Origin of the sequence: Leucobacter sp. USHLN154, assembly GCF_037145595.1 — a bacterium.
Classification (GTDB): domain Bacteria; phylum Actinomycetota; class Actinomycetes; order Actinomycetales; family Microbacteriaceae; genus Leucobacter; species Leucobacter alluvii.
The window spans coordinates 103,747-120,011 of record NZ_JBBCXF010000001.1; the positions used below are offsets into that span (position 1 = coordinate 103,747).

Here is a 16,265-nt window from a genome sequence, read left to right on the forward strand (position 1 = left end):
GGCATGTTCGGTCGTCGTCGTGCTCCTTCTCGAGATGCTCCCGCAATGCCGTCGAGGGCGCGGGCGTCGCGGCACGGGCGGCGTCCGATCCGATCCTCGCTCACGGGCCCGGCGCTCCCCGATCCCGAGGGTCGCTTCCGACGCTTCGAGGCCGATGCCCGCGCTGCCATCGCAGTCGTGCAGGGGTATCTCCCGGATGAGTTGCACGGGGTGCGATTCGGCTTCCAGACCGCGCCTACGAGCGATGGCGAGAGCCAGCTCCCGCTGCTCTACATGATCGACCGGCCGTCGAAGAGCATCGTGCTCTATCGGATGCCCATCCAGCGCGCGAAGACGCTGCACGTCGACGACGCCGAGCACCGGCGCGCGTTCCTCGAGTACTGCGTGTATCGCGCCGTCTGCGAGTATCTCGGCGCGGATCCGTGGGACTTGATTCCCGGTCGTTTCGAGCACTACTGACGTCGCCGACATCGGTACGCCGAACCTCGCCACGAGGGCGACCGCGCGATGCTCCGCGTATCCCGATGCTTTGCAGACATAATGGAGACCATGAGCGCGCGTATCTTGGTGGTAGACGACGACAGGGCTCTGGCGGAGATGCTGGGCATGGTGCTGCAGGCCGAAGGGTTCGTCACGGAGCACTCTGCCGACGGGGCCGATGCGGTCGAGAGATTCCGCGAGATGCGCCCCGACCTCGTGCTGCTCGACGTCATGCTGCCCGGACTCGACGGCATCGAAGTCGCGGAGAAGATTCGAGCCGAGTCGGGTACCCCGATCATCATGCTGACCGCTCGCACGGATACGCGGGACGTGGTGCGCGGCCTCGAAGCCGGGGCCGACGACTACGTCGTCAAACCGTTCAACCCGGCCGAACTCATCGCCCGCATCCGAGCCCGCCTGCGCGAGCCGCAGCAGGAGAGCGCCGAGTCGTTGCGGATCGGAGATCTGACGATCGATGTGTCGGCGCACGAGGTGCGCCGAGGATCCCAGTCCATCCCGCTGACGCCGCTCGAGTTCGATCTCCTCGCGATCTTGGCGCGCAAGCCGCAGCAGGTGTTCACTCGCGAGGTGCTCCTCGAGAAGGTGTGGGGCTACCAGTACAAGGCCGACACCCGTCTGGTGAACGTCCATGTGCAGCGCCTGCGCGCGAAGATCGAGCAGGATCCCGATCACCCGACCATCGTCACCACTGTGCGGGGCGTCGGGTACCGGGCCGGCACGCCCGTCGAGTAGGAGCGCCATGACGCGCTCCCGCCGTTCCCGCCTCGTCACCGCGCTCCGGCGAATCCGAGTGCGCTGGTTGCGATTCTCCGAGCCGGTGCTCGGAGGATTCCGCGCACGCTGGCGGCGGTCGCTCATGGTGCGCACGATGACGGTGACCGGGCTCGTCACCGGGTTCATCGTGCTGACCGCCGGCCTGTTCATCCTCGGCAGCGTCGCGAGCGACCTCTATTCCTCCCGGCAGGAGCAGGCGCTGCAGGACTCGGCGCGCGCGACGCTCGCGGCGCAGCGCCAGATCGACGCCTCAGATGCGTCTGATCGTGGCGCCCTCTCGACGCTGGCCGCCTCGGTGCGGCGCACCGTGCGAGACACGACCTCGAGCCAGATGGTCTACCTGCGCAGGCAGGCCGGTCAGGAGGTGTTCGCCGACGCACCGCCGCCCTCGTTCACGAGCTCGCTGCTGCCGGAGGCGGTCACCCCGGAGCTCGCGCACGCCGTCGAAGCGGGCACCGCGGCCCAGTACTGGCAGGCCGTCACGTTCATCGAGGAGGATGGCTCGCCGTCGCCCGGCATCGTGGTCGGTTCGAGCGTCACCTTCCCCGCCGGAGCTGGCACCTACGATCTCTTCATCGGATACAACCTCGCCGACACGCAGGACACGCTCTCGTTCGTGCAGCGCACCCTCTTGATCACAGCCGCGGCGATGATGGCCTTCATCGGCATCCTGGTCTGGATCATGTCCCGCATCGTCTTCCGGCCGATCCGCTCCGCCGCAGCCGCGAGCCGTCGTCTCGCGTCAGGTGAGAGCGACGCGCGGATGCCGTTGCAGAACGATGAGCACTTCGACGTGCTCTCGGAGGGCTTCAACGAGATGGCCGAGACGCTCCAGATGCGCATCGAGGAGCTCGACCAGCTCTCCGAGATGCAGCAGCGCTTCGTCTCGGACGTCTCCCATGAGCTGCGCACACCGCTGACGACCGTGCGCCTGGCGAGCCAGGTGCTCCAGAGCAGCACGCACGGCCTCGAGCCGGGTCAGCAGCGCGCAGTGGAGGTGCTCGGCGGTCAGATCGACCGGTTCGAGACGCTCCTCGAAGATCTGCTCGAGATCTCCCGCTACGACGCCGGCCGCGTCACACTCGAGACGGAGCCGACGAACCTCGTCACCCTGGCGACCGAGGTGGTCGAGGGGCTGCAGCCGCTGTCGGAGGGCATCATCGAGGTGCGCGCTCTGGGAGGCTATTCGCCGATCGATGTCGACGCCCGACGCATTCGGCGCATCGTCTCGAACCTCGTCGGCAACGCCATCGAGCACGGCGAGGGGCGGAGCATCGTGGTGTCCATCGACTCGAACGCGGCCGCGATCTCGCTGTCGGTGCGCGACTGGGGCATCGGCATGCGGGAGGAGGATCTCGCCCACGTCTTCGACCGCTTCTGGCGCGCCGACCCGTCCCGCAAGCGGACGCTCGGAGGCACGGGCCTGGGGCTCGCGATCGCACAGGAGGATGCCGCGGTGCACGGCGGCATCCTGGAGGCCTGGTCGCAGCTCGGTGTCGGAACGAACTTCAGGCTCACGCTGCCTCGTGGCGACGGCATCACGAGTTTCATGTCGCCGTTGCCGCTCGTCCCCGAAGACGTGACACCGGAGCAGACCGATCCGCAGGCCACGGGCGGTTGGCTCAGGCGCCCGGGCCGCCGCATCCGGAAGGAGGGTCGGAAGTGAGACGATTCCGCATACGGACGAGGGCCCTGGTGCTCGCGGCAGCCGCCGCAGCCTCGCTGGCGCTCACCTCCTGCACCGCCATCCCGAGCTCCGGCCCGGTGCAGGTCGGTGCCCAAGACCTTCAGCAGGCCGAGCAGCCGGTGCAGTTCAACGCGGCCGGGCCGGCTTCGGGATCCTCCCAGGAGGATGTCGTGCGCGGCTTCGTGCTCGCGGCGGTCTCGAGCGCCGACGATTACGGGACCGCGCGAGAGTTCCTCTCGCCGGATTACGCGAAGCAGTGGGATCCGTCGTCGAACGTCCTCGTCGACGATGGGAGCCGGCCGTACACGGAGAACGACGACGGCTCCGGCACGCTCGAGATCTCGGCTCTCGCAACCGTCGATGCCGAGGGCTTCATGCTGCCGGTCGAACCTGGTGCGAACACCGAGCTGCGGTTCGAGCTCGAACGCGTCGGCGGCGAGTGGCGGATCTCGTCGGCTCCGAACGGCATCATCCTCGATACGACGACCTTCACCACGATCTGGGCCCCGCATCAGCTGTACTTCGTCGGGCCGGGAGGCATCATGGTGCCGGAGACGCGCTGGTTCATGACGCGCTCCGCGCTGCCGACCGAGATCGTCAGCGCCCTCCTCGAAGGGCCCGGCGAGCGCATGTCAGGGGTGCTGCACAGCGGATTCCCCTCTGGCACGACGCTCGTGATGAACTCGGTGCCGATCGAGAACGGCAGAGCTCAGGTCGATCTCTCCGGGAATCTGCTCGAAGCCGGAACGACGGCGATGGCTGAGATTCGGCAGCAGCTGCGATTGAGCCTGCAGACGGTGCAGAGCGTCAACGGATACGACTTGTCGGCAGAGGGCACGCAGATCCGGTCGGAGGCCAGGAATGACGCCGTCGAACCGCGCCTGCTGAACGACGTCACCGACCCTGCGGTGCTCGTAGACGAGCAATTCGGGGCCATCGTCGCAGGTCAGTTCGTCGCCGCGCCGGGGTTCGCGACTTCGCTCAGCGACTACGAGCCGAGCGCGATCACGCTCAACCCGGAAGGGGACGCGGCAGCGATTCTCAACGCTCAGGGCGTGACGCGGGTGGACGCACTCGGCGTCGTTCCGATCGATGAGCGCGACGGGCTGCTCGATCCGATGTTCGACGCCTTCGACTTCATCTGGACCGTGCAGGCGTCGGCGCCTCAGACGCTCTGGGCGACGACCCGGGAGGGTTCGGTGATCGAGATCGCTGCTCCGTGGCTCGCCGGACGGACCCCGGTCGCCGTGCGCCTGTCGCCCGATGGCATGCGGATCGCGGCACTCGTGCGTGACGAGCAGGGGAGTCAGGTGCTGGTCGCCGGTGTGGAGCGGGACGCGGAAGGGCTACCGGTGCGCACCACCGACGAGGCCGACGTTCACCTGTGGACGAGTGGTGCGCCCGTCGACCTCGACTGGGTGGGGCAGACACGGTTCGCGGTGCTCTCGAAGGCCGATTCGACGAGTCGCGTCACCATCGGCGGTATCGGACTCATCTCTGCGGAGCAGGGCGCCGTGCAGGGGGGTGTGCAGCTCGCCGGCGGCTCGGCCCGCTCGCAGTTGCGCGTGCTGAGTTCGAAGGGCGACCTGTATGCGTCGCAGGGGAGCGGATGGCAGCGGGCCGTGACGGGCATCGAGCTGCTCGCGAAGCACGGGTAGGGGAGGGCCGCGCCGCCGTCGCTCACAGATCTCTGGCAGAGCGGCGCGCACCGCGGTTCTCCACTGAATGTCCGTCCTCGCGGCATGCGGGAGTCCGTCTCGGAATACTCGACGCATGCCCACTCTCCGCGCTCAGCACCTCCGCGAGCTGCTGCTCGATCTCGCGGCGCTCGTGTTGCCGACCGCCTGCGTGGGGTGCGGCGCAGAGGATCGCGATTGCTGCGACGTCTGTCTCGCAGCGCTGGGCGAGCTGCCCGCCGTGCACGAGCGGGAGCACGATGGGGTGCCCTGTTTCGCGGGAGGCAGCTACGAAGGGCCACTGCGCTCGGTGCTCGTGGCGTTCAAGCACGATGGGCGGGTGGGATTTCGCCGAGTGCTCGGAGCGGTGCTGCGCGACCCCCTGCTCAGTGCGATCCGGTGCGCGGCTCGCACCGAGGGCGGTGGGCCATCGGCTCCGCTCATCGTCGCGATGCCATCGCGACCGAACGGGGTGCGCAAGCGGGGGTACCGACACCTCGAGCTGCTCGTCACTGCAGCGCTCCGGGGCTCGCGTATTCCGGCGCTGCGCCTGCGCGCGCTCCGGACGACGCGGGGCAGGGTCGGGCAGGTCGGTCTCTCGGCCTCGGCACGAGAACGCAACGCGCGGCGCATCGCGGTGCGGCATTCCGCGCGACGCCTCGTTCGCGGGCGCCGCGTCGTGCTCGTCGACGACATCATCACAACCGGGGCGAGCATGCGCGCGGCACGGGAAGCGCTCGAGCACGCGGGCGCGAACGTCGTGGCGATGGTGGCGCTGTGCGTGGCCGGGCGACGCGATGCGCGAGGTGTTCCTGCGAAGTCGCGGGAGAATCCCTGATCCGGTGGAAACGCGTCGCGCGAGTGGAGTAGAGTTCGAGAAAGGCGTAACGGTGCGCCAGATGGCACACCCGCCCGAGTCTCCAGGGAGGTCACCATGGACGTGAACATCCGCGGCAAGAACGTCGGGATTACCGATCGTTTCGAAAGCTATGTCGAAGCGAAAACGGACAAAGTGGAGGGGCTGCTGCCCCGGGCCCAGGCGTTCGAAGTGAGAGTCTCTCGGCAGAGCGACCGGAGCCCTCAACACGGCGATCACGTCGAGATCACCCTCATCGGGCCGGGGCCCGTGATTCGCGCGGAGTCCGCCGGAGGCGACAAGTACTCGGCGTTCGACATCGCGTACGGGCGAGTGCTCGAACGCATCCGTCGCATGAAGGATAAGCGACAGGATCGCCGCGGCCGCGGCCGCACGTCACTGGCGGATGCTGCCGCCAACGACTTCGAGATGATCGATGTCACCCCAGCGCCCCTCGAAGTGCTCGAGGCCGTCGCGACCGGTGAAGTACCGGTCGTCGACTCCGGCGAGCAGGACTATTCGCCGGTGGTCATCCGCACCAAGGAGTTCCCCGCCGAGCGCATGGCCGTCGAAGACGCCGTCGATCGTATGGAGCTCGTCGGCCACGATTTCTTCCTCTTCATCGAGGAGGTCGGCGGCAATCCGAGCGTGGTCTACCGGCGCAAGGGGTGGAACTACGGAGTGATCTCGCTCTCCGAAGTCGAGTAGATCCACCGCGCCGCCGGCTGGGCGGATGCAGCGCGCCGTTCTCGAACGGCGCGGCCGCGTTCCGCTCAGTCGGCGGCGGTGCGTCTGCTTCGCGATCTCCATGACCATCGCACCACGTTGGCGAATGCCTCGAGCACGATGCCGAGCGACATCTTGGAACGGCCATCGACGCGCTCCACGAAGGTGATGGGAATCTCCGTGACGGGGCAGCCCATCCGCTCGAGCGTCCACGCGGTCTCGACCTGGAATCCGTACCCCTGCGAGTCGAGCGCCTCGAGATCGATCCGGCGGAGCCATTCGAGCTGAATGACTCGGAATCCGCTGGTGAGATCGCGCAGTCGCGAACCGAGCAGAGCGCGGGCGAACCATGTGCCGCCGCGGGAAATCCACCTGCGGTAGGCCGGCCAGTTGACGATCCGTCCGCCCTCCATCCAGCGCGTGCCGATCACGAGCCCGGCCCCAGCGCGTGAGGCCGCGACGAGCGCAGGCAGATCCTCCGCCCGATGCGATCCGTCGGCGTCCATCGCGACGACAGCGCGATACCCGTCGGAGAGCGCTGCAGCGAACCCGAGCACGTACGCGGTTCCCAGGCCGGATTTTCCAGCGCGGTGCCGAACGGAGACATGGGAATCGTCAGCAGCGAGCGCGTCGGCGATGGCGCCGGTCCCGTCCGGGCTCCCGTCGTCGACGATGAGGATGTCGGCCTCCGGAAGCGACCGCCGCACGCCGGCGACCACTGCGGCCAGCGAGTCCCGCTCGTTGTAGGTGGGGAGCACGACGAGCAGCTCAACCGCTGCAGGCGGCATGGCGTCCTTTCTCTGGTGATGAGCGACGCGAGCATCCGCACGCGGGGAGGCCGAGACGTATGGTTCCTCCATATTGGCATCTCCTCAGCCGGGAGTGAGCATGCAATTGCTAAGCTGAGGAGTTGTCACAATGTGGCAACGGCGGTGATCCCGAATCATGGGAAACCACACCGCGCCGAACGTACAGGAGAGACAACGTGGCGACAGTTCTCGAGAAGCTTCTTCGCGTCGGCGAAGGGCGCATCCTGAAGAAGCTCGAGCGGCAGGCGAAGCTCGTGGCGAATCTGGAAGGCACCTTCGCGGAGTTGAGCGATGAGGAGCTGCGCGAGGAGACCACGGAGTTCCGCGAGCGGCTCGAAAAGGGCGAGACGCTCGACGACCTGCTCCCCGAAGCATTCGCGGCGGTGCGCGAAGCTGCGAAGCGCACCATCGGTCTGAATCCCTTCCCGGTGCAGATCATGGGTGGAGCGAATCTCCACCACGGCAACATCTCCGAGATGAAGACCGGCGAGGGCAAGACCCTGGTGGCGACGATGCCCGCCTACCTCAACGCCATCGCGGGCAAAGGCGTGCACATCGTCACCGTGAACGACTACCTCGCGACGTACCAGAGCGAACTCATGGGCCGCGTGTTCCGCGCGCTCGGGCTCACGACCGGGTGCATCGTCTCGGGCCAGGACCCGGCGACGCGCCGCGAGCAGTACAACGCCGACGTGACGTACGGCACGAACAACGAATTCGGGTTCGACTACCTGCGCGACAACATGGCATCGGCCTCCTCGGAGCGCGTGCAGCGCGGGCACTTCTTCGCCATCATCGACGAGGTCGACTCGATCCTCATCGACGAGGCGCGCACGCCGCTCATCATCTCCGGTCCCGCCTCGGGCGAGGCCAACCGCTGGTTCGCCGAGTTCGCCCGGATCGCGCGGAAGCTCGAGCCGGGCGTCGACTTCGAGGTCGACGAGAAGAAGCGCACGGTCGGTGTGCTCGAACCCGGTATCGAGAAGGTCGAGGATCACCTCGGTATCACGAACCTCTACGAGTCGGTGAACACACCGCTGATCTCGTTCCTGAACAATGCGATCAAGGCGAGTGCGCTGTTCACCCGCGACAAGGACTACGTCGTGCTGAACGGCGAGGTGCTCATCGTCGACGAGCACACCGGGCGCATCCTGGCGGGGCGCCGGTACAACGAGGGCATGCATCAGGCCATCGAGGCCAAAGAAGGCGTTCAGGTCAAAGCCGAGAACCAGATGCTCGCCACGGTGACGCTGCAGAACTACTTCCGTCTGTACGAGAAGCTCTCCGGCATGACCGGTACCGCCGAAACCGAGGCGAGCGAGTTCATGTCGACCTACGGCCTCGGCGTCGTGCCGATTCCGACCAACCGCTCGATGCAGCGCAAGGATCAACCGGATCTCGTCTACAAGAACGAGGAATCGAAGTTCGCGCAGGTCGTCGTCGATATCGCCGAGCGGTATGAGAAGGGCCAGCCGGTGCTCGTCGGCACGACGAGCGTCGAGAAGAGCGAGTACCTGTCGCGCCTCCTCGCGAAGTCCGGCGTGCGCCACGAGGTGCTGAACGCGAAGAACCACGCTCGCGAGGCCGCGATCATCGCCCAGGCGGGTCGCCTCGGGTCGGTGACCGTCGCCACGAACATGGCCGGTCGTGGTACCGACATCATGCTCGGCGGAAACGCCGAGTTCCTCGCAGTCCAGGAGATGGCGGCTCGCGGACTCTCCACCGAAGACGATCCCGATGCCTACGAGGCTGCGTGGGACGACGTGTTCGCAGCGGTCAAGGAGACCGTCAACGGCGAAGCCCAGAAGGTCATCGAGGTGGGAGGCCTGTACGTGCTCGGCACCGAGCGCCACGAGTCGCGCCGTATCGACAACCAGCTGCGCGGCCGCTCCGGCCGTCAGGGCGACCCGGGCGAGAGCCGCTTCTACCTCTCACTGGGCGACGATCTGATGCGGCTGTTCAACTCGGGCGCCGCTGCCGCGCTGATGAACCGCGACAGCTTCCCCGACGACCTCGCCATCGAGTCGAAGGTCGTCTCGCGCGCCATCCAGAGCGCTCAGAGCCAGGTCGAGCAGCGCAATGCGGAGATCCGCAAGAACGTGCTGAAATACGATGACGTGCTCGATCGCCAGCGCAAGGCGATCTACAGCGATCGTCAGCAGATCCTCGACGGCGAAGAGATCGAGCCGCGCATCGACACCTTCCGCCAGCAGACGATCGACGCGATCCTCGACTCGCACGGCCACGACGGCGACTGGGACTTCGACGCGCTCTTCAATGATCTGCGCCAGGTGTATCCGGTAGGACTCACGGTCGATGAGCTCGTCGCCGAGGCCGGAGGCGCCCGCCGCGTCGATCGCGCGTTCCTGCGCCGGGAGATTCTCTCCGACGCCGAGGTCGCGTACGCCAAGCGTGAAGAGACGCTCGGTGCGGAGGCCATGCGCGAGCTCGAACGCCGCGTCGTGCTCGCCACGATCGATCGCCGCTGGCGCGATCACCTCTACGAGATGGAATACCTCAAGGAGGGCATCGGACTGCGCGCGATGGCGCAACGCGACCCGCTCGTGGAGTACCAGCGTGAAGGCTTCACCCTCTTCGAGGGCATGATGGGGCAGATCAAGGAGGAGTCCATGGGGCTGCTCTACAACCTCGAGGTCAAGGTTCGTCCGGCAGAGGGCCCGCAAGATCACGTCCATCTCGAAGGCGGTGGGCTCGAGGCCGAGCAGGCAACGGATCAGTCGAAGCTCAGCTACAGCGCACCCGACGAAGACGGGGCTCCCGCGGTCAGCGGAGCCGAGCCGCCGAAGAGCGCAGCAGGCAAGCCCGCCCAGCAGGGTCAGGCACGCGGCGCGTTCGGGCAGCAGTCCGGCAACGGGGCGACCAATCGCGCCGACCGCCGTTCCTCGAAGAACAAGTAAGGCGACCGTGCCTACCGATTTGACCCGTGATCCGCTCCGGCGGACCGACTGAGAGAACTTCCATGGCAAACGAGACGAATCCACGTCCCACGAAGAATGAGCGGCGCGCCCAGGCGCGCGTCGAGGCCGCCGCTGCGCGCGAGCAGGAGAAGAAGCGCGAGAAGCGGAACCGCCTCTTCCTGCAGGGCGGCATCGCCGTCGGCGTGATCGCCGTGCTCGCGATCATCGCGCTCGTGCTGACGCAGTCGATCAAACCGGCAGGCCCCGGCCCCGAGAACATGGCGTCGGGCGGCGCCGTCTTCGGCAAGGATCTGAAGGTCGTCACCGGCCCCGCTCTGCAGCCCGGTGACGAACGCGTCGCTCCCGAGGCGAACTTCGATGAGCTCCCGGTCGAGGTCACGGTCTACTCCGACTACATGTGCCCCTTCTGCGGTCAGTTCGAGCAGCAGTACGGCACGATGCTCGAGAACTACGTCGGTGCGGGTGATGTCGAGCTCACGGTGTACCCGCTCAACTTCCTCGACAATGCATCGCTCGGCTCGAAGTACTCCACCCGAGCGGCGAACCTGTTCGCCTGCGTCGTCGACCAGCAGCCCGACCACGCCTTCAAGCTGAACAACGCGCTGCTCAGCGCCGAGGTCCAGCCGGCTGAGAGCACCACCGGCCTGACGGACGCCCAGCTCATCGAGCAGGCGGAAGCCGCCGGTGCTGAAGCGACGACGGAGCTCCGCCAGTGCGTGAAGGATCGCACCTTCGCGAGCTTCATCTCCGCGAACTACAAGCAGGTCAGCGAAGTGGGCATGCAGGGCCTCGCAAAGGGAGCCCAGCTGCTCGGCGCCGACGGCGTCACGCCCCAGAATGCTGACGAGCCGCAACGACTGGTCAGCACGCCGACCGTGATCGTCAACGGTCAGCAGTGGAGTCAGAGTCGCGACGGCGATCTCGAGTCGTACCTGTTGAAGGTGAAGGGCGAGCTCGAGCAGAACGGTTCGTCGGACGACGCATCGGCTGACAACGAGTCGGCCGACTCCGAGTAAGATAGTCGGGGCGGTCGAGCAATCGTCCGCCCCCATGCCGCCTTAGCTCATCTGGTAGAGCAGCGCCCTTGTAAAGCGCAGGTGGTCGGTTCGAGTCCGACAGGCGGCTCCATTCGCTTCGCTCACTGCGCCGCGAGTCGGCTTGCGAACCGACTCCGATGTCGCAGGCTCCATCGGCTCGCCGCACGCAACGCCGACGCGTTGCCGTGGTGTGCGGCGAGCGAGTCCGACAGGCGGCTCCATTCGCTTCGCTCACTGCGCCGCGAGTCGGCTTGAGAACCGATTCCGATGTCGCAGGCTCCATCGGCTCGCCGCCCGCAACGCCGACGCGTTGCCGTGGTGTGCGGCGAGCGAGCCGGTCAGCCGGAGTAAGGTTGGGGGAGTGCCGCATTCCAAGTTCCCCATCTGGGCCGCCCTCCTCGGGTCGGGGCTCGCGGGCGTCCTCGTCGCCGTGCAATCGCGCATCAACGGCGGGTTGAGCCAAGAACTCGGCAACGGATACGTCGCGGCTGCAGCGTCGTTCGGCTCCGGGCTCATCGTCATGTGCGTCGCGGTGCTCGCAACGCGTCGCGGCCGAACCGGCCTCACCCGGCTGCGCGGCGAGGTGCGCTCGGGCTCGCTCCCCGTGTGGACCCTCTTCGGCGGGGCCGGAGGCGCCTTCTTCGTGCTGGCGCAGGGGCTGATCGCTCCGACGATGGGACTCGCGCTGTTCACCGTTGGCATCGTCGCCGGCCAAGTGCTCGGCGGCCTGGTGCTGGATCGCGCCGGCTTGGGGCCGGGAGGCCGCATCGATCCGACGCCCATGCGGGTCACCGGCACCGTGCTGGCGATCGTCGCGGTCGCTCTGTCCGTCGGGTTCAGCGGGGTGCACGGCGCATGGCTGATCGTGTTCCCGGTGATCATCGGGGTGTGCGTTTCAGCGCAATCCATGGTGAACGGGCTCGTGCGGGCGGCCGCTCAGAGCGCGGTCGCCTCGACATTCGTGAACTTCGTCGTGGGCACGGCGATCCTCGCGATCATCGCGGCGGTGTCGGTAGCCATGAACGGATGGCCGACGAACTGGCCTTCAGCTCCCTACTTCTACCTGGGCGGCATCATCGGAACGCTGTTCATCGCCGTGGCCGCAATGCTCGTGCGCACTGCCGGGGTGCTGCTGCTCAGCATGTCGAACGTCGCGGGGCAACTGCTGGCGTCTGTCGCTTTCGAGGCGGGGGCGCCGCTCGCCGGAGGCCTGACGCAGGGCATGATCGCCGGGTCGGCTGTGGCGCTGCTCGCGGTCGTCGTCGCGGCGCTTCCCTCCCGGAGACGCGGGCTGCCGGACTAGCCCGGGCCGGAGAGGTGCCGCGATAGATCCAGAGGCTTGCGGGGCTTCTCACCGCGGTCGCGCTCGGGGATGCCGCCGACGAGGAGCCAGCCGAGCAGATACTCCGGCTTCTGCACGCCGAGTGCCTTGCGCACGGCTTTGCTGCGGGTGTGCGTGCCGCTCTTCCAGATGGATCCCCACCCGGACTCGTGCAGGAGAAGTCCCAGGAAGTGCGTCACGCCGCTCGCCACAGCCTCCTGCTCCCACAACGGCACCTTGCTCGTGTTGCCGGGGCTGACCACGATGACGAGGACGAGCGGTGCTCGCGTCATCTTGGCGATGTGCTTGCCGCGATCCTCACCCGAAGCCTTCGCCAGACCTTTCGCGAGCTTCTTGCGGTCCTTGCCGCGCAGCTCGATGATGCGCCACGGCCGCATGCGGGAATGATCCGAGACGCTCGCCATGACGGCCACGTACTCCTCGAGCTCCTCACGGCTGGGCGCCGCGTCGGTCACCTTCGAATGGGACCGACGACGTTTGAGTGCGCGGTACGCCGGGCCGCCGTGCGCGGTCATGCGTCAGAGGGACGTGCGCCGGGTTCGAAGCTCAACGAGAGCGAGTTCATGCAGTAGCGGTCGCCGGTCGGAGTGCCGAAGCCGTCGGGGAACACGTGCCCGAGGTGCGACCCGCACTGGGCGCAGCGCACTTCGGTGCGCACCATGCCGAGACTCGTGTCGTCGAGGAGTTCGACGGCACCGGGCCGTACGCTCTCGTAGAAGCTCGGCCAGCCGCAGCCCGAGTCGAACTTCGTGCCAGCGATGAACAGCTCGTTGCCGCAGGCACGGCACCGGTACAGGCCGTCTCGTTCTTCGTCCAGCAGTTCCCCGGTACCCGCGCGCTCCGTTCCCTGGTTGCGCAGCACGGCGTACTCCTCCGGTGCGAGTCGTTCGCGCCATTCGCTCTCGCTGAGCTGGAACGGGTAGTCGGCCGAATCGATGGGCTTGCTCATGGCGACCTCCGGTGTCGTGGATTGGCTCGCCCAGTGTACGCCGGTGGCGTGAGCAGCCGCAGGGTGCGGCGTTCGCCGGGCGCGAAGCCGCGTCGCGTACGTGTGCGGCACCTGGGAGCGCGCCGAATCAGAGGTGGGAGTTGCAAGGTCAGATGAAAATCGTCAGACTATTGCTGGTGCTGCAGGTTAGGGGAGCCTCAGTTCAGTCCGATGAGCGGGCTGCTGCTCGCGCGGCGGCCGAATCCGAAGAGAAAAGGAGTGCAATCTTCATGACTGCACAGATGAAGTGGCGGCGCCTGCTCGCCACGGCGACGACGGGGCTGCTCGTCGCCAGCGGCCTGGCGATTGCGCCGGCCGTGGCCAACGCGGCTCCAGGCGACGGCGAGGTTGCGAACGCAACGCTCGACTGGGGCGTGAAGACCTCCTTCCGCAACTACATCACCAGCCCGATCGCCAAGGGAAGCGTCACGAACCTGGGAGCCACCACCGGCTCGGGTCCGTACTCGTGGACCGGGGGAACGGGAACGGCGAATCTCGACGGCACCGGCGTCGACGTCGCCTTCGGCGAGAACGACGGCGTGCACTTCCAGGGGCACGCCGAGGGCGAAGAGTCCATTCTCGATCTCACGTTCACGCAGCCGCAGCTCAAGGTCACCTCGCCGACGACTGCGGAGCTGTACCTCGACGTCGATGGGCGCGAGTTCGTCGACACGACGACGCTCGGCGAGTTCTACTCGCTCGACGACGTCCATTTCGCCGATGTGACGCTCCCGGCTCCGACGGTCTCCGGATCCACCTACACGTGGACCAATGCCGCCGCCACGATGACCGCTGATGGCCTGGACGCCTTCGGCGGCTTCTACAACGCTTCGACGGCGGGCCTCGACCCGATCACGTTCTCGGCTCCGATCGCAGCGGTTCCCGCCGCGGAGACCACGACGTCGATCGCCGCGAGCGCGGTCACCGCGACCGAAGGCGACAGCGTCGAGTTCACCGCAACGGTCGCTCCGGCAGAGGCCGCGGGTGCCGTGGTCTTCAGCAACCGCACCGCGAACGGAGCCGGCGAGATCTCGCCAGCGATTCCGGTTGAGAGCGGCGTGGCGAAGTTCACCACCGACGCCCTTCCGGCCGGCGCGAACCAGGTCGAGGCCAAGTTCACTCCGACGGATGCATCCGCATTCGCCGGTTCCACTTCGACGAGCACCACGGTCACCGTCGAGGAGCAGAAGGTGTGGACGCCGAAGATCGAGGTCTTCCTCGAAGATGGCGTGACTCCGGTGGGCGACACCCGAGTGTCTGCAGGCGATGAGGTCGTGGTCAAGGGAGAGGGCTACGATCCGGAGGCGAACATCGGTGGCCGCGGCGTGCCGATCCCGAACACCCTGCCGCAGGGCACCTACGTCGTCTTCGGCGAGTTCGGTGAGAACTGGAAGCCCTCAGAGAATGCCGCCTCGGCTCAGCGCCTGATCGCGACTCAGGGTTGGGCTCTGTCTGAAGCAACGCTCGACCAGGTTCCCGCGATGTACCAGGGCACGATCCGCGCGCAGTGGGTGCCGATCAACGCCGACGGTTCGTTCGAGTGGACGACGACGCTGCAGGATCGCGATGCGTCCAAGCCCGCACCCGAGAACGGCAGCTACGGTGTCTTCACCTACGCCGCAGGCGGCGTGAAGAACGCAGCGCAGGAGCAGGAAGCGCGCGTGAACTACGGCGCACCGGTCGTGGAGACTTCGACCGAGCTGAAGTCCGACGTCGCCAGCGTACGAGCCGGCGATGAGGTCACTCTCACCGCGAACGTGACCCCCGCGGACCAGGCAGGGTCCGTGCGGTTCTCGAACGGCTCGACCGCTCTGGGCGAGGCCGTTGAGGTCGCGAACGGCGTCGCGACGCTGCAGACCTCCGAGCTGCCGGTCGGGGCCAACGAGATCACCGCCGAGTTCGTTCCCGCGAACACGAGTGACGTCGTCGGCTCGAAGTCGGCAGCCGTCACGGTTACCGTCGCAGCGGTGCCCGCGATCTCGATCGACGGCGAGAAGCCGTCAGCTGCCCAGGTCCGCCAGGGCGAACCCATCGAGTTCGCAGCTGGCCCGTTCGACGAGGGCAGCGAATTTGCGGTCTGGATCAACCCCGCCGGGCAGATGCAGTCCCTTGCAGCAGGTGACGCCGCCCCGGCAGCTGGAGAACCGCTGAAGGTCGGCGACGTGACCGTCGACGATTCTGGCTCGGCCGAGATCACGTGGGATGTTCCCGCGGACTTCGCAGCGGGAGACTACGTCGTTTCGTTCGCGGGCACCAATGTCGAGGAGTACCTCGAGGCGGACTTCACCGTCTCGGAGTACACGATCTCGACGACCACGCTGACCTCGTCGGCCGGTGTCGGTGGGAGCCCGAACGGCGTGGAATTCGTTGCGACCATCGCACCTGAGACTGCGACCGGTGAAGTCACCTTCACCAACAACGGCGTCCCATTCGCCACCGTTGCCGTGGCCAATGGCACCGCGACTGCCACGGCTGACCTCGCCGCAGGCGCGAACGAGATCGTGGCGACGTTCGTGTCGAGCGATGACACCGTCTCCGACTCGGTCTCGGACGCGCTCACGATCACCGTCACCGGTGGCGGAACCGGAGCCGGTGGTGGCGCTGCAGACGGCGGTGCCGATGGCACCGGAGCCGGCGGGAGCGGCGCGAACGGCAACGGCACTGGCGGCGGGACGGGCACTATCGGTTCCATCGCTTCGGCTCCCGCAGCCGGTGCACAGGGCCTCGCTTCAACTGGCGCCGCCGACTTCACCGGTCTTCTCGCCGGCGGCGCGCTTGCGCTGCTGCTCGGAGCCGCCCTGATGGTCGCTCGCCGACGGGCGACCTCGAACTAATACGGCCCGCATCACGAATGGCCTCTCTTCGCTGCTCGGCGGAGGGAGGCCATTCTGCGCTGTAAAGTCGAATAGTGCTCGGATGCTGCGCAGGCA

At 67.2% G+C, this 16,265-nt stretch carries 13 protein-coding genes and 1 tRNA gene; 11 read left to right on the top strand and 3 right to left on the bottom strand.

Going from position 1 to position 16,265, the window contains the following annotated elements:
* Nucleotides 1-3 precede the first annotated feature (3 nt).
* The 6 genes from WFH23_RS00425 (at nt 4) to hpf (ending at nt 6,202) form a co-directional block, all read left to right on the top strand.
* Nucleotides 4-459: a metallopeptidase family protein gene (locus WFH23_RS00425; RefSeq protein ID WP_200330033.1), complete on the top strand. Its 456-nt coding sequence runs from the start codon at nt 4-6 to the stop codon at nt 457-459.
* A gap of 90 nt (nt 460-549) precedes the next feature.
* The gene (mtrA, locus tag WFH23_RS00430) at nt 550-1,233 is read left to right on the top strand and encodes an MtrAB system response regulator MtrA (RefSeq protein ID WP_090146770.1); all 684 of its coding nucleotides are present in this window, start codon (nt 550-552) and stop codon (nt 1,231-1,233) included.
* A gap of 7 nt (nt 1,234-1,240) precedes the next feature.
* Nucleotides 1,241-2,941: an MtrAB system histidine kinase MtrB gene (gene mtrB / locus WFH23_RS00435; protein ID WP_211650127.1), complete on the top strand. Its 1,701-nt coding sequence runs from the start codon at nt 1,241-1,243 to the stop codon at nt 2,939-2,941.
* 29 nt (nt 2,942-2,970) lie between these two features.
* Nucleotides 2,971-4,620: an LpqB family beta-propeller domain-containing protein gene (locus WFH23_RS00440; RefSeq protein WP_336661242.1), complete on the top strand. Its 1,650-nt coding sequence runs from the start codon at nt 2,971-2,973 to the stop codon at nt 4,618-4,620.
* A 115-nt stretch (nt 4,621-4,735) separates the two neighbouring features.
* Nucleotides 4,736-5,476, top strand: a complete 741-nt coding sequence (locus tag WFH23_RS00445) for a ComF family protein (protein WP_336661243.1) — start codon at nt 4,736-4,738, stop codon at nt 5,474-5,476.
* Nucleotides 5,477-5,572: 96 nt separating this feature from the next.
* A complete protein-coding gene (gene hpf, locus WFH23_RS00450; protein WP_090146780.1) occupies nt 5,573-6,202 on the top strand; it encodes a ribosome hibernation-promoting factor, HPF/YfiA family in 630 nt (209 codons plus the stop codon).
* 65 nt (nt 6,203-6,267) lie between these two features.
* On the opposite strand, the gene WFH23_RS00455 is transcribed toward hpf, so the two are convergent.
* Nucleotides 6,268-7,080: a polyprenol monophosphomannose synthase gene (locus WFH23_RS00455; RefSeq protein WP_336661244.1), complete on the bottom strand. Its 813-nt coding sequence runs from the start codon at nt 7,078-7,080 to the stop codon at nt 6,268-6,270.
* A gap of 125 nt (nt 7,081-7,205) precedes the next feature.
* Here WFH23_RS00455 and secA point away from each other — a divergent pair, with 125 nt between their 5' ends.
* From secA to WFH23_RS00475, 4 genes are all read left to right on the top strand, one after another.
* Nucleotides 7,206-9,947, top strand: coding sequence for a preprotein translocase subunit SecA (gene secA / locus WFH23_RS00460; RefSeq protein WP_336661245.1), 2,742 nt, complete (start codon nt 7,206-7,208; stop codon nt 9,945-9,947).
* Between the two features lie 62 nt (nt 9,948-10,009).
* Nucleotides 10,010-10,984, top strand: a complete 975-nt coding sequence (locus tag WFH23_RS00465; protein WP_336661246.1) for a DsbA family protein — start codon at nt 10,010-10,012, stop codon at nt 10,982-10,984.
* A gap of 36 nt (nt 10,985-11,020) precedes the next feature.
* Nucleotides 11,021-11,096 (top strand) — tRNA-Thr (locus WFH23_RS00470).
* 270 nt (nt 11,097-11,366) lie between these two features.
* Nucleotides 11,367-12,308, top strand: coding sequence for a DMT family transporter (locus WFH23_RS00475; protein WP_336661247.1), 942 nt, complete (start codon nt 11,367-11,369; stop codon nt 12,306-12,308).
* Here WFH23_RS00475 and WFH23_RS00480 read toward each other — a convergent pair.
* Together WFH23_RS00480 and msrB are read right to left on the bottom strand one after the other, a co-directional pair.
* Nucleotides 12,305-12,862 carry a nitroreductase family protein gene (locus WFH23_RS00480; protein WP_090146788.1) on the bottom strand — a complete coding sequence of 186 codons (558 nt, stop codon included), beginning with the start codon at nt 12,860-12,862 and terminating at the stop codon, nt 12,305-12,307. The genes WFH23_RS00475 and WFH23_RS00480 overlap by 4 nt on opposite strands.
* Nucleotides 12,859-13,296: a peptide-methionine (R)-S-oxide reductase MsrB gene (gene msrB, locus WFH23_RS00485; RefSeq protein WP_200330023.1), complete on the bottom strand. Its 438-nt coding sequence runs from the start codon at nt 13,294-13,296 to the stop codon at nt 12,859-12,861. The genes WFH23_RS00480 and msrB overlap by 4 nt, the downstream gene beginning before the upstream one ends.
* Nucleotides 13,297-13,565: 269 nt before the next feature.
* Here msrB and WFH23_RS00490 point away from each other — a divergent pair, with 269 nt between their 5' ends.
* The gene (locus tag WFH23_RS00490) at nt 13,566-16,169 is read left to right on the top strand and encodes an HtaA domain-containing protein (RefSeq protein WP_336661248.1); all 2,604 of its coding nucleotides are present in this window, start codon (nt 13,566-13,568) and stop codon (nt 16,167-16,169) included.
* Nucleotides 16,170-16,265 lie beyond the last annotated feature (96 nt).